Below are 12,999 nucleotides of genomic sequence, written 5' to 3' on the forward strand. Positions count from 1 at the left end.
CCGGCAACCCGCCCCTGCACCGCTTGTCGTGCCAACCCCAATCAGAATCAACGCAACCGGCGCTACCCATTCGAACAGGTATGAGCATTCTCAACTGCAGGAGCTTCTACCATGCGCGAATACCCTACTCCGCCCTTCCCGTCCCAGCCCCAGGCCGTACCAGGCTCCCAGCGCAAGATGGAGCCGGTACCCGATTGCGGCGAGCATAGCTACAAGGGCCATAACCGGCTGGAGGGCAAAAAGGCCCTGATCACCGGCGGCGACAGCGGCATAGGCCGTGCAGTGGCCATTGCCTATGCGCGCGAAGGGGCCGACGTGGCCATTTCCTACCTGGACGAACACGAAGACGCCAAGGAAACTGCCCGCTGGGTGGAAGAAGCCGGGCGCAAGTGCCTGCTGCTACCCGGCGACCTGGCCCAGAAGCAGCAGTGCCAGGCTATCGTCGAGCAAACCGTCGCCCAGTTCGGGCGCATTGACATCCTGGTGAACAACGCAGCGTTCCAGATGGCCCACGAGGCCTTTGAAGACATCGACGATGATGAATGGGTAAAAACCTTCGACACCAACATCACCGCGATTTTCCGCATCTGCAAGGCTGCCCTGCCGTCGATGCCCAAGGGCAGTTCGATCATCAACACCAGCTCGGTCAACTCGGACGACCCGTCTTCATCGCTGCTGGCCTACGCCGCTACCAAAGGCGCCATCGCCAACTTCACGGCAGGCCTTGCGCAATCGCTCGCCAAGCGCGGGGTGCGGGTGAACAGCGTGGCACCGGGCCCGATCTGGACACCCTTGATCCCCGCCACCATGCCCGATGAGGCCGTTAGAAACTTCGGCTCTGGCTACCCCATGGGTCGCCCGGGCCAGCCAGTTGAGGTGGCCCCTATTTACGTGCTCCTGGGGTCTGACGAGGCCAGCTACATCAGCGGCTCGCGTTATGCCGTCACTGGCGGCAAGCCAATCCTGTAGAGCGACGCCAGGCAAGCCTTAATGGCTTGCCTGCACACGCCATCACGGCATCAGAATGGCCTGGGGGTGATCGATGCAGGGCACAGGCACCAGGCTTCGGTTGGCCATCAGCCACTCGCGCATGCGCACGGTATCGAATATCTGCCCTTCTTCCATCATTGCCAGTATCAGGTCCTGGGACATTCGGTAACACCCGCACACCGCGCATTGGCGCTGCTCCCAGCCACTGCTGCACTCGATGGACTCGGCCTGCCCCGCGCATATCAGACAACTCATGTTAGCCCCCTATTGTTCTTGTTCAACTGCGAGCAGCTGCAAGGTCAACCCGGCTGCGCCGTGCCCGCTTTACATGAGATATCCATGCCAACCTTAAAATTCCCTGACAATTCCCTGACGTTGTCAGCCAAATAGCGTCAGGCCAGCAACTGGCTCAACACCGCCCGTAACTTGCCCGGCTTGACCGGTTTGTTGAGTATCGGCATGCCTAGCGCCTGCAGCGCCCTGCGGCATGGGTCGCTGCGGTCCGCCGTGATGACTACCGCAGGGATGTGCTGGGCGAAATGCGCCCGCAGCCGGCAAGCCACATCGCAGCCCAGCACACCATGGTCGAGGTGGTAGTCGGCCAGAATCAATTCAGGCGCCTGGCCTTGCAAGGCCAGCAAGGCAGCCTGCTGGTCGGTGGCGGTGACCACTTCGCACCCCCATTGGCCCAGCAACGCGCCCATGCTTTGCAGAATGCTCGCTTCGTTATCCAGCACCAGCAGGCGCCGCCCCGGCAGCGGATCCCCCGCCACCGGCAGCATCTGGCAGGGGGGAATCTCCACTGGCAGTGCGTCGGCCAATGGCACCTCGATGCTGAACACCGAGCCCCGCCCCGGCCAGGAGCGCACCTGAACCGAATGGCCGAGGATCTTGGCGATGCGCTCGACGATCGCCAACCCCAGGCCCACGCCCTTGCGGTCGGCAGCGCGGCCCACATCGAGCTGATTGAACTCAAGGAAGATGGCCCCCAGACGATCTTCGGCGATGCCCCGCCCGGTGTCCCATACTTCCAGCCGCAGGTACCGCCCACGGCGCCTTGCCCCCAGCAATACCCGGCCCTCGGCGGTATAGCGGAACGCGTTGCTGAGCAAGTTGCGCAAGATACGGGTCATCAGCCGCAGGTCGGTGCTGACGGCATGCTGCCCGAACCGGGCACGCAACGGGATGCCTGCTGCATCGGCCACCGAGCGGAACTCCGACACCAGCGGCGCGAACAGCGCCTCCAGGTGATACACGGCAATGTCCGGCTTCACCGCCGCCTGGTCCAGGCGGGAGATGTCCAGCAGGTCGGTAAGCAAATCCTCGGCGCCTTCGAGGGCCTGGTGGGTGCGCTCCACCAGCACCTGCTCAGCTTGGGGCAGCTGCCGCTCGCGCAGGGTGGAGATGAGCAGCCGGGCGGCATTCAGCGGTTGCAGCAGGTCATGGCTGGCGGCAGCCAAATACTTGTCCTTGCTGCGGTTGGCGGTTTGCGCGGCGTCCCTGGCATCACGCAGCGCCCGGGCAATCTGCTTGCGCTCGGCAATCTGCTGCTGCAGGTTGCGGTTGGCCTCCAGCAACTCGTCGGTGCGGGCGGCTACCCGCTGCTCAAGCTGGTCATTGAGCTGCTGCAGGTGTTGCTGGGCCAGCTTGCGCTCGGTGATATCGGCCACGAACCCCTCGACCAAGGCTTGCTGGCCGGGCTTGAGCAGCAGGTTCATCAGCACATCGACAGGGCTACCGTCCCGGCGCCGCAGGCGGGTTTCGTAGCCATGCAGGCTGTGCTCGCGGGCCAGCGTGGCGGTAATCGCCTGCAGCTCCTGAGCGCCGCCGACGAACAGGTTGGCGGCAAGGTCCTTCAGGCTGAACAGCACGGCCTGCGGGTCGTCATACCCCAGCATGCGCGCAAGCGCCGGGTTGGCGGCGCGCATGCCGTCTTCCAGGCTAGCCTGGAAAATGCCATGAACTGCGTTTTCAAACAGCCATTTGTAGCGGTTTCGCTCGGCCTCCAGTTCATCCAGCCGGGCCGCCAGCTCAGGGTAATGGCTCTTGCGCGCCGAGTGGTCACCCAGGCCCAGCAACCCGGCCAGCGCCCGCTGCTGCTCCTCAGAGGGCCTCGCCATACACGACCTCCACGTCGCGCTGGCTGGACGCGCGGGGGTTGGTGAGAATGCACGGGTCGCCCATGGCATGCTGGGACAAAAACGGTATGTCGCTGGTACGCACACCGTGCAGGCCGAGGGTTTCATGGAAGCCCATGGCGTGCTTGAGGGCGATCAGGTGCTCCACCAGGCGCGCGCAGATCTGCCGGTGGTTCAGGCCCCGGCAGTCGATGCCCATCACCTCGGCAATCACCTTGAACCGCTCCGGCGCCGAGCTGTAGTTGAACGCCACCACATGCTCGACGAGCACGGCATTGCACAACCCATGAGGCAGGTCGAGAAAGCCGCCCAGGCTGTGTGACATGGCGTGCACCGCGCCCAGAATGGCATTGGAAAACGCCAGCCCCGCCTGCATGCTGCCCAGCATCACTTTTTCGCGCAGGCCAATGTCCCGGGGGTTGGCGATCATCTCCACCAGGTTGCCATTGATCAGGCGCATGGCTTCCAGGGCATGGGGGTCGGTCAGCGGGCCGTGACCCGTGGAAACGAACGCCTCGATGGCGTGCACCAGCGCATCGATGCCGGTACAGGCCGACAGGAAGGGGTCCATGCTCAAGGTGGTCTGCGGGTCGATCAGCGACACATCGGGCACTACCGCCTTGCTGACGATGGAAAACTTCATGCGCTCCTGCTGGTTGGAGATGATCACGAACTGCGACACATCCGCCGATGTACCGGCAGTGGTCGGGATGAGGATCAGCGGTGGGCTGGGCACGCGGATCATGTCCACCCCTTCGAACTCGAGAATGCTGCGGCCATGGGCGACCACGATGCCGATGGCCTTGCCGCAGTCCATGGGGCTGCCGCCACCCACCGCAACGATCACATCGCAGTGGTGCTCGCGGTAGATGTCGGCCCCGAGCATCACCTCTTCAACCCGGGGGTTGGGTGATACCGCACTGTACAGGCAGTAGTCGATGCCCTGCGCCTGCAGGCTGGCCTCGACGTCCGCGACCCAACCGGCAGCGATCACGCCGGGGTCACTGACCACCAGTACCTTGCGCGCGCCGAAGGTTTTGGCGTAGTTGGCCACGTTGTGCCGGCAACCGGCACCGAAGATGATTTCAGGCGAGACGAACTTGCGAAGCGGGCTGAAACTCTGGCTCATGGGCAAGCCTGTTCTTATTGTTCTGGAAGGTAGCTGCCAGCGTAATGCATCCCCCAGCGCAAGCAACCAGACCAAAGTGCCAACCAGGCGTGTGGCCGGCGCCGGCCGCCGTCGTGACGGCCGGTGCCTGATGCCTCAACGGTTGGCGAAATACATCGTCACTTCAAAGCCGATGCGCAAGTCGGTATAGGCGGGTCGGGTCCACATGGGCAGGTCCTCTTCTTGTGCCGGGCGATTCCGGTAACGGCATTAATGCACGGGGGGCGTCACGGCCAAATGCTACTTTGGAACGAACTTTCCCCCGACAGGGACAGGCGGCGGCACTACTTCAGAAGAAGTTCAGAAGAAGCCCAACGGGTTGATGTCGTAGCTCACCAGCAGGTTCTTGGTCTGCTGGTAGTGGTCGAGCATCATCTTGTGGGTTTCACGCCCCACGCCAGACTTCTTGTAGCCACCAAAGGCAGCGTGGGCCGGGTACAGGTGGTAGCAGTTGGTCCACACGCGCCCGGCCTTGATGCCCCGGCCCATGCGGTAGGCGCGGTTGATGTCGCGGGTCCACACACCGGCGCCCAGGCCGAATTCGCTGTCATTGGCAATGGCCAGGGCTTCGGCCTCGTCCTTGAAGGTGGTTACACCCACCACCGGGCCGAAGATTTCCTCCTGGAACACGCGCATCTTGTTATCGCCCTTGAGCAGGGTCGGCTGGATGTAGTAGCCGCTTGCCAGGTCCCCCTGCAGCCGCTCCGCGCTGCCACCGGTGAGCAACTGCGCACCCTCGTCCTGGGCGATCTGCAGGTAGGAAAGAATCTTGTCGTACTGCTGCTCTGATGCCTGGGCGCCCACCATGGTGTCGGTGTCCAGCGGGTTGCCACGGGTGATCTTGGCGATCTTCTTCATGACCTCGGCCATGAAGGGTTCGTAGATCGATTCCTGGATCAGCGCACGTGAGGGGCAGGTGCACACCTCCCCCTGGTTGAAGAACGCCAGTACCAGGCCTTCTGCGGCTTTTTCGATGAACGCAGGCTCGGCCTGCATGATGTCTTCGAAGAACACGTTGGGTGACTTGCCGCCCAGCTCCACGGTAGAGGGGATGATGTTGTCAGCAGCGCACTTCATGATGTGCGAACCCACCGGGGTGGAGCCGGTGAAGGCGATCTTGGCGATGCGCTTGCTGGTGGCCAGCGCCTCCCCTGCCTCGCGGCCGAAGCCTTGCACGATGTTGAGCACCCCTGCCGGCAGCAGGTCGGCGATCAGCTCGGCGAACACGGTAATCGACAACGGCGTCTGCTCGGCCGGCTTGAGTACCACGCAGTTGCCGGCAGCCAGCGCCGGTGCCAGCTTCCAGGCGGCCATCAGCAGCGGGAAATTCCAGGGGATGATCTGGCCCACCACGCCCAGGGGCTCATGGAAGTGGTAGGCGACCGTGCCTTCGTTGATCTCGGCCGCTCCACCCTCCTGGGCGCGGATGCAGCCGGCGAAGTAGCGGAAGTGATCCGCCGCCAAGGGCACGTCGGCATTGAGGGTTTCGCGCACAGCCTTGCCGTTGTCCCAGGTCTCGGTCACCGCCAGCAGCTCTAGGTTCTGCTCGATGCGGTCGGCGATCTTGAGCAATACCAGGGCACGGTCCTGCACCGAGGTTCTACCCCATGCATCGGCTGCAGCGTGGGCAGCGTCCAGGGCCTTGTCCACGTCTGCGGCCGTGGAGCGCGGGAATTCGGCAATGGGCTGGCCGTTGACGGGCGAGCTGTTGGTGAAGTACTGCCCAGCCACCGGCGCAACGAACTCGCCGTTGATGAAGTTGCCATAGCGTGGCTTGAAGGACACGACGGCGCCTGGGGTTCCGGGTTGTGCGTAGATCATGCTGAGCCTCTGCGGGTCGATGCCTGTCCAGCGACAGGCGATGCAGCGATGGTATGAAGCCTGCGCAGGGGGGCGAATGCATCGTTGGCAGGGGGCGGCTCGTCATTTGGTCGTAGGCGCGTGCGGCGGGTTCCAATCACAGGCAACCCAAGAGCCTGTGGAAACTGTCTTCCAAAAAACTCTGAATGCTGGCGCAATCCACCTTGTGGGAGCGGGTTCACCCGCGAAGCAGGCAGCGCGGTGCATGGCACCGGCTTCGCCGGTGTTCGCGGGTGAACCCGCTCCCACAGTGATTGCGCCGACTTTGAGATCTTGTGGAAGACAGTTGATCCCACAGGGGGGGCGCCAACTTTGGGGTTTATGCAAAACCGTTGCTCTCGCATTGGTACCGATCAACCCGCTTAATCGGGTTTGATATCCACACGCTGTAGTGCCCGCCGTTCATACAGGGGGTACAGGTGGCTGACACTGCGGATCAGCTCATACCGGGCTAGGCGGATGCCGGCGAACCGCTCAGGGATTGGTGTGCGGATCACCTCGGTCATGTCATCCCCACGCGCGGCACCCTCGCGCATCAGCCCATCCAGCCAGCCCAGGTAATCACGCATCTGCACCAAAGGCTGCGGATCGCTGGCCAGCGGACCATGGCCCGGTACCAGCTGCTTCCAGGGCAGCGCCTGCAAGGTGTCCAGGTCTTGCAGCCAGGTGCCAAGCCCTGGGCTGCTGGGCGTGGTCAAGGCGCGTTGATAAAACACCAGGTCACCCGCAAACAACACACCAGTGGTTTCATCGAAAATCGCCAGGTCGGCACCGGTGTGGCCTGCCAGCCCCAGCAGGCGCAAGCGGTGGCCTCCCACAGTGTGCAGCCCAGGTTCCAGCACGTGTGCTGGCAGCACCACTTCGGTGCCGCGCATCCAGTCCCCGACCAGCCGATACATGTTCTCGGCCATGGCATCGCCCTGCTGGCGCAGCAGTTCAGTGGTGCCTGCCAAGGCCCTGATGGGCACGTCGGCAAAGGCCTGATTGCCCAGTACATGGTCGGGGTGATGATGGGTCAGCAACACCTCGACCACAGGTTTGTCGGTGATGCTGGCAATGGCCTGGCGCAGCGCCTCGCCATAACGCTTCGAGGGCCCGGTGTCGATGACCACAACGCCGCTGTCAGTGACAATGAAGGCCGTGTTGACCACGTTGCCGCCATTGTCCTTGGCAAAATTGTCGGTACTGCCCTCCAGCAACCAGGTGCCCTGGGCGATCTGCCGGGGTGCCAGCCGGTATTGCAGGTCGGCCAGGGCGGGCAAGCCCAGGCCCACCAGCAGCAATAGCATCCAACGCATGACGGCTTCCCCCGTTAGTCATAAGCCAGGCATGGCATCACGGCACAGCGGCCTCGAAGCGGTTGCCGCTGTTGTCCTGCAATACCAACCGGGTCAGCCCGTGACCCTGCAGATCAAAGCCCAGGTTGGGGTTCTCGCTCACCGCCGGGTACAGCGCCAGCGTGGCAAGAACCTGGCCCTGGGCGTCCTGCAACTCTACATGGTCGATGAAGAATTCAGGGATGCCACTGACCAGCCCGTTGTCCATCGGGTGCGCCACCTCCACCCGCAGCCGGTCGCCGGCCCCACGTGGGTAACGCCCGCCCAGTACCTCACCCAAGTGCTCCTCCCAGCCGGGTTGCGTGCGCACCACGCTGGGTGCTGTACAGCCACCGCCGGCGGCGTCGATCAGGGCCGAGCCCACATGCCAGGTACCGTCGCGGGTGAGTACCGCCGCGCGTAACGGCGTTGCCTGCTCGATGCGGATACGGATGGACAGCCACGGCAGCACGCCCGGGCCGGGTTCGAAGTCGACGATGCGGGGCAAGGGGTTGAGCTCGGCCCAGGCGATGATCCGCACCACCTCCGCACCCAGCGCCCGGGCGTCGATTTCCAGCGGCACCTGGCGGGCATCTTCGGCAAACGGCGGCGCAAGCAGCTTGACCCGCTCATCGAAGACAAACGCGCCCTGCCCTAGCAGTTGCTTGTGGTAAAAGGCCCACATCACCGAAGGCACCGGGTCGGCGTTGCCGCGGCTGTCGTCCGCCATGGCGGCGCTTGCCAGGCAGCACAGCAGCAATGTGGGCAGCAGCCCGACCAGCCGCATGGCCGTCACTCCTCGATGTGAACACTGTCGAGGTAGGTACGCACGGCCCACAGGGCTTCCTGGCTCAGGTAGTCAGCCATTTTTGGCATGTACACCCGGCCATCGCGTACGGCGCCGTTGCGCACGCGCTCCACAAACCATTCGTCCCCGGCATCACCGGCATCGAGCATGCGCAGGTCCGGGGCGATGCCACCGGATTTCGCCTCCAGGCCATGGCAAGCCGCGCAGTTCTGGTTGTAGGCAGAAGCGCCGATCTCCACCGCCCTGTCGTGCTCGGGGGAGGTGCGGTAAGGGTTGGCCGTGGCCCAGCCGTTATCGTCGAGGGCGGCGCCGGTATCCTTCACCGGGGTCAGGCCCTTGGTCTCCACGGCCTCGGGCACCACATTGCCATGGGCCCAGGCCGTTCCGGCCACCAGCGCGCCGACCAACAGGCCTGAAGCAAGCACGACGTTGCGTTTGGTTTTCATTGTTATGCCCTCACGGTTGCACGCAAAGCCTCAACCACAGAGGCCGTGCCGCCATACTAGAAACCGCCCTGCAAGGCCCGAATGCTGCTTTGGTGGCCGGGGCCTCGTCCGTTGGTAGTAGGGCTTGTGGCGAAGGGCCAAAAGAGGTGGGCAATGGGAAGTTTTCCCGTGTTCACCGGGACTTTCTCCCTATGCCCAGACCTCACGCAGGACCACCCTGTGCTGGCCAAAACTCCACAGGGAATTGCAACCATGACAACAAGATCGCTACCCGCCCCTTCCCCCCTGGCCCTGAGCGTGCGGGCCCTGTTGCTGGCCGGGAGCCTGGCCATGGGGACAGCGGCCACGGCGGCCACCCCACCCGCGGCACCTGCCACCAAGAACGTGACCTGGGAAGACATCGCCAACGACCACCTCACCACCACCGATGTGCTGCAGTACGGCATGGGCACCAATGCCCAGCGCTGGAGCCCACTGGCCCAGGTGAACGACAAGAACGTGTTCAAGCTGACGCCGGCCTGGTCGTACTCGTTCGGCGACGAAAAGCAGCGCGGCCAGGAGTCCCAGGCCATCGTCAGCGACGGCGTGGTGTACGTCACCGGTTCGTATTCGCGGGTGTTCGCTCTCGACGCCAAGACCGGCAAGCGCCTGTGGACCTACAACCATCGCCTGCCAGACAACATCCGCCCGTGCTGTGACGTGGTCAACCGCGGCGCCGCCATCTACGGCGACAAGATCTATTTCGGCACGCTGGATGCCCGCGTCATCGCGCTGAACAAGAACACCGGCAAGGTGGTCTGGAACAAGAAGTTCGGCGACCACAGCGCCGGCTACACCATGACCGGCGCACCGGTGCTGATCAAGGACAAGACCAGCGGCAAGGTGCTGCTGATCCACGGCAGTTCCGGGGATGAGTTCGGCGTGGTGGGCCAGTTGTTCGCCCGCGACCCGGAAACCGGCGAAGAAGTGTGGATGCGGCCCTTCGTCGAAGGCCACATGGGCCGCCTGAACGGCAAGGACAGCACCCCGACCGGTGACGTCAAGGCGCCCTCCTGGCCCGACGACCCCACCACCGAGACCGGCAAGGTTGAAGCCTGGAGCCATGGCGGCGGTGCACCGTGGCAAAGCGCAAGCTTCGATGCCGAGACCAATACCATCATCGTCGGCGCCGGCAACCCCGGCCCCTGGAATACCTGGGCACGTACCTCCAAGGACGGCAACCCGCACGACTTCGACAGCCTGTACACCTCTGGTCAGGTGGGCGTGGACCCCAGCACCGGCGAGGTGAAATGGTTCTACCAGCACACCCCTAACGATGCCTGGGACTTCTCTGGCAACAACGAGCTGGTGCTGTTCGACTACAAGGACAAGGACGGCAAGGTGGTCAAGGCCACTGGCCACGCCGACCGCAACGGTTTCTTCTACGTGGTGGACCGCAACAACGGCAAGCTGCAGAACGCCTTCCCCTTCGTCGACAACATCACCTGGGCCAGCCACATCGACCTGAAGACCGGCCGCCCGGTGGAAAACCCCGGCCAGCGCCCAGCCAAACCGCTGCCGGGTGAAACCAAAGGCAAACCGGTCGAGGTTTCGCCACCGTTCCTGGGTGGCAAGAACTGGAACCCCATGGCCTACAGCCAGGACACCGGCCTGTTCTACATCCCCGGCAACCAGTGGAAAGAGGAATACTGGACCGAGGAAGTGAACTACAAGAAGGGCTCGGCCTACCTGGGCATGGGCTTCCGCATCAAGCGCATGTATGAAGACCACGTCGGCACCCTGCGCGCCATGGACCCCACCACCGGCAAGCTGGTGTGGGAACACAAGGAGCACCTGCCGCTGTGGGCTGGGGTGCTGGCGACCAAGGGCAACCTGGTGTTCACCGGCACCGGCGACGGCTTCTTCAAAGCCTTCGACGCCAAGACCGGCAAGGAACTGTGGAAATTCCAGACCGGCAGCGGCATCGTCTCGCCGCCCATCACCTGGGAACAGGATGGCGAGCAGTACATCGGCGTTACCGTGGGCTACGGCGGCGCGGTGCCGCTGTGGGGTGGCGACATGGCCGAGCTGACCAAACCCGTGGCACAAGGTGGGTCGTTCTGGGTGTTCAAGATCCCGAGCTGGGACAACAAGACCGCGCAGCGTTGACCCTGCAGGGGGCGGGCATGCCTGCCCCCGTCATGCCTCTGCAAGCCAGGAGACCTCGACCATGAACTACCTGCCACTCGCCCTGCTGCTGGCCCTGAGCCCCGCATTCGCCACCCAGGCGGACGACGACGGTGGCGATGAACCGTTGGTGATCAACGGCTGCGTGATCGCCGAAGCCAGCCAGTGCCCCGGTGCAAACCTGCGCGGCGCCAAACTGGCCAACCAGGATATGCGCAAGATGAACCTGGCCGGTGCCGACCTGCGTGATGCCGACCTGCGCCATACGCGGCTGGACCTCGCCAACCTGGAAAAAGCTCGCCTGCAAGGCGCCAACCTGACCCGCGCCAGCCTGCAGCAGAGTAACCTGCGTCTGGCCGACCTCAGCGGCGCACGCTTGATGGCCGTGCAGGGCTGGGGCCTGTTCGCCCAGGGCGCGCAGTTCGAAAAAGCCGACCTGAGCGCGGCCTACCTGCAGTTCGCGCGGTTGACCGGCGCCAAGATGCAGCAAGCCAACCTGCAGGCCGCCGACCTGGAAATGGCCTGGTTGAGCAAAACCGACCTACAGGGTGCCCACCTCAACGATGCCAACCTGCAGGAGGCCAAGCTCGGCCAAAGCAACCTCGCCCGCGCTGACCTCACCGGTGCCCGCCAGCACTATGGCAACTTCCAGGATGCCGACATGCAAGGCTGCAGCGGCTGCCCCGACAGTTGGGACCATTGAACCCCGTCAACCGGCTAGTCTTACCACGCCCAGCTGGATGCCCAAGTGCACCAGTTCGGCATGGGAGCTGACCTGCAGTTTGCTCTTGAGCAATGTGAGGTGGTTGGAGACGGTCTTGGTGCTGATGCACAGCTGGCCTGCGATGGACCGCGTCGGCGTGCCGTTGGCCAGCATCATGAAGATCTCCAGCTCCCGTTGGGTCATACGCTGCAACCGTGGGTCCTGGGCGCTTGGCTGGGATGCGCAGGCCAGTTGCGTGGCCAGCGGCTGCTCGATGTAGGCGTGCCCGGCCATGACCCGCTGCACGGCCTCGACCAGTACGTGCGGGTCGGCCTGCTTGGTCACATAACCCATTGCGCCCGCATCCAGCACTTGCCGCACGATCAGGGGTTCGTCGTGCAGGCTGAAAAACAGCACCCGCAACTGAGGCAGGCGTTGACGCAGGCGGCGCAGGGTTTCCAGGCCGCTGATGCCCGGCAGGCCAAAGTCCATGATGACCAGGTTGGGCACCTGCTCATGCACCCGGGCCAGCGCCTCTTCACCATTGGCCGCTTCGCGCACCTGCAGCGCGGGGAACGCTGCGAGCAGCAGGCTGGCATAGCCACGGCGGACCACAGCGTGGTCATCTACCAGCACGATATTCATGGCGACACTCCTGCGCGACTTTCTGGCCATCGTAGGGCCGCCCGGCCGGGTATTGGCTACTACTTTGGTACTGCCCGGGCCGTCTGATCGTCGCATTCACAATTGCGCCGCCCTGGCATGTAATGGCGCTATAACAAGAAGGATCTGACCATGCCACGTGCCCTGCCCCGGCTGCCATGCCTCCTGCTGGCCGCCGCCGCGTCATGCCTCTCGCCGGGCGGCGCCCACGCCGAAACGCCCGCGCTGTTTACGCCCGATGGCTACCGCGCCACCTTGTACCGCAGCCCTACGCCCCAGGAGGTTGCAGGTGGCACAGTCATTGACACTGCCACCTTGCAGCACTTGCTGAACCAACAGCCACGCCCTGTGCTGATCGACGTCTACCGCCGCCAGTGGCTCCAGGGCCGCTTCATCGAGGATGAGCCCCACGCCAACCTGCCGGGCAGCCTGTGGCTGGCCAACACAGGCGATGGGCAGCTGACGCCGGCCTGGCAGGCCTATTTCGCTCAAAACCTGCAACGGGCCACCGCCGGCCAGGCTCAGCAACCGTTGGTGTTCTATTGCCGGTCCGATTGCTGGCTGAGCTGGAACGCGGTAAAACGCGCTGCAGGGCTGGGGTACAGCACGCTCTATTGGTACCGCGACGGCGTGGATGCGTGGCAGCAGGCCAATTTGCCCGTGCAACCCGCGCAACCTGTGCCGTTCCCTTGAAACTGCCGCCATGCCTGAGCGTGCCCGGGTCATCCAATAACAAAAAGG

At 64.0% G+C, this 12,999-nt stretch carries 13 protein-coding genes; 4 read left to right on the plus strand and 9 right to left on the minus strand.

Annotated elements, in window-relative coordinates; translation table 11 throughout:
* The first annotated feature begins 111 nt into the window (after positions 1-111).
* Complete coding sequence (locus IAE33_RS08685) at positions 112-969, plus strand: SDR family oxidoreductase (protein ID WP_201163188.1); 858 nt, start codon at positions 112-114, stop codon at positions 967-969.
* Positions 970-1,011: 42 nt separating this feature from the next.
* Here the strand turns inward: IAE33_RS08685 and IAE33_RS08690 are convergent, their stop codons facing one another.
* The 8 genes from IAE33_RS08690 to pedF all read right to left on the minus strand — a co-directional run bounded on the left by IAE33_RS08690 (position 1,012) and on the right by pedF (position 8,726).
* Entirely contained in the window at positions 1,012-1,245 is a 234-nt protein-coding gene (locus IAE33_RS08690; RefSeq protein ID WP_154660085.1) for a hypothetical protein, read from the minus strand.
* A gap of 137 nt (positions 1,246-1,382) precedes the next feature.
* The gene (locus IAE33_RS08695; protein WP_201163189.1) at positions 1,383-3,110 is read right to left on the minus strand and encodes a PAS domain-containing hybrid sensor histidine kinase/response regulator; all 1,728 of its coding nucleotides are present in this window, start codon (positions 3,108-3,110) and stop codon (positions 1,383-1,385) included.
* The gene (gene ercA, locus IAE33_RS08700) at positions 3,094-4,257 is read right to left on the minus strand and encodes an alcohol dehydrogenase-like regulatory protein ErcA (protein ID WP_201163190.1); all 1,164 of its coding nucleotides are present in this window, start codon (positions 4,255-4,257) and stop codon (positions 3,094-3,096) included. The genes IAE33_RS08695 and ercA overlap by 17 nt, the downstream gene beginning before the upstream one ends.
* Positions 4,258-4,392: 135 nt before the next feature.
* Entirely contained in the window at positions 4,393-4,464 is a 72-nt protein-coding gene (pqqA, locus tag IAE33_RS08705) for a pyrroloquinoline quinone precursor peptide PqqA (RefSeq protein WP_080667878.1), read from the minus strand.
* Positions 4,465-4,596: 132 nt separating this feature from the next.
* Positions 4,597-6,117 carry an acetaldehyde dehydrogenase ExaC gene (gene exaC, locus IAE33_RS08710; protein ID WP_028634284.1) on the minus strand — a complete coding sequence of 507 codons (1,521 nt, stop codon included), beginning with the start codon at positions 6,115-6,117 and terminating at the stop codon, positions 4,597-4,599.
* Positions 6,118-6,518: 401 nt separating this feature from the next.
* A complete protein-coding gene (locus IAE33_RS08715; protein ID WP_201163191.1) occupies positions 6,519-7,454 on the minus strand; it encodes a quinoprotein relay system zinc metallohydrolase 1 in 936 nt (311 codons plus the stop codon).
* A 37-nt stretch (positions 7,455-7,491) separates the two neighbouring features.
* Positions 7,492-8,202, minus strand: coding sequence for a quinoprotein dehydrogenase-associated SoxYZ-like carrier (locus IAE33_RS08720; RefSeq protein ID WP_236406313.1), 711 nt, complete (start codon positions 8,200-8,202; stop codon positions 7,492-7,494).
* A 62-nt stretch (positions 8,203-8,264) separates the two neighbouring features.
* A complete protein-coding gene (pedF, locus tag IAE33_RS08725) occupies positions 8,265-8,726 on the minus strand; it encodes a cytochrome c-550 PedF (protein WP_201163193.1) in 462 nt (153 codons plus the stop codon).
* Between the two features lie 252 nt (positions 8,727-8,978).
* Here pedF and exaA point away from each other — a divergent pair, with 252 nt between their 5' ends.
* Entirely contained in the window at positions 8,979-10,874 is a 1,896-nt protein-coding gene (exaA, locus tag IAE33_RS08730; protein WP_033728068.1) for a quinoprotein ethanol dehydrogenase, read from the plus strand.
* Positions 10,875-10,935: 61 nt separating this feature from the next.
* Positions 10,936-11,595, plus strand: coding sequence for a pentapeptide repeat-containing protein (locus IAE33_RS08735; protein WP_201163194.1), 660 nt, complete (start codon positions 10,936-10,938; stop codon positions 11,593-11,595).
* Positions 11,596-11,601: 6 nt separating this feature from the next.
* On the opposite strand, the gene IAE33_RS08740 is transcribed toward IAE33_RS08735, so the two are convergent.
* Entirely contained in the window at positions 11,602-12,240 is a 639-nt protein-coding gene (locus IAE33_RS08740) for a response regulator (RefSeq protein ID WP_028634290.1), read from the minus strand.
* Positions 12,241-12,390: 150 nt separating this feature from the next.
* On the opposite strand from IAE33_RS08740, the gene IAE33_RS08745 reads away from it, so the two are divergent.
* A complete protein-coding gene (locus IAE33_RS08745; RefSeq protein WP_201163195.1) occupies positions 12,391-12,951 on the plus strand; it encodes a PQQ-dependent catabolism-associated CXXCW motif protein in 561 nt (186 codons plus the stop codon).
* The last annotated feature ends 48 nt before the right edge of the window (positions 12,952-12,999 follow it).

This window comes from Pseudomonas sp. S60, assembly GCF_016647865.1.
Classification (GTDB): Bacteria; Pseudomonadota; Gammaproteobacteria; order Pseudomonadales; family Pseudomonadaceae; genus Aquipseudomonas; species Aquipseudomonas parafulva.

Bases quoted from the DNA above. Each gene is read 5' to 3' on its own strand.
- IAE33_RS08685 (WP_201163188.1), top strand. From the start codon at position 112: ATGCGCGAATACCCTACTCCGCCCTTCCCGTCCCAGCCCCAGGCCGTA.
- IAE33_RS08690 (WP_154660085.1), bottom strand. From the start codon at position 1,245: ATGAGTTGTCTGATATGCGCGGGGCAGGCCGAGTCCATCGAGTGCAGC.
- IAE33_RS08695 (WP_201163189.1), bottom strand. From the start codon at position 3,110: ATGGCGAGGCCCTCTGAGGAGCAGCAGCGGGCGCTGGCCGGGTTGCTG.
- ercA (WP_201163190.1), bottom strand. From the start codon at position 4,257: ATGAGCCAGAGTTTCAGCCCGCTTCGCAAGTTCGTCTCGCCTGAAATC.
- exaC (WP_028634284.1), bottom strand. From the start codon at position 6,117: ATGATCTACGCACAACCCGGAACCCCAGGCGCCGTCGTGTCCTTCAAG.
- IAE33_RS08715 (WP_201163191.1), bottom strand. From the start codon at position 7,454: ATGCGTTGGATGCTATTGCTGCTGGTGGGCCTGGGCTTGCCCGCCCTG.
- IAE33_RS08720 (WP_236406313.1), bottom strand. From the start codon at position 8,202: ATGGCGGACGACAGCCGCGGCAACGCCGACCCGGTGCCTTCGGTGATG.
- pedF (WP_201163193.1), bottom strand. From the start codon at position 8,726: ATGAAAACCAAACGCAACGTCGTGCTTGCTTCAGGCCTGTTGGTCGGC.
- exaA (WP_033728068.1), top strand. From the start codon at position 8,979: ATGACAACAAGATCGCTACCCGCCCCTTCCCCCCTGGCCCTGAGCGTG.
- IAE33_RS08735 (WP_201163194.1), top strand. From the start codon at position 10,936: ATGAACTACCTGCCACTCGCCCTGCTGCTGGCCCTGAGCCCCGCATTC.
- IAE33_RS08740 (WP_028634290.1), bottom strand. From the start codon at position 12,240: ATGAATATCGTGCTGGTAGATGACCACGCTGTGGTCCGCCGTGGCTAT.
- IAE33_RS08745 (WP_201163195.1), top strand. From the start codon at position 12,391: ATGCCACGTGCCCTGCCCCGGCTGCCATGCCTCCTGCTGGCCGCCGCC.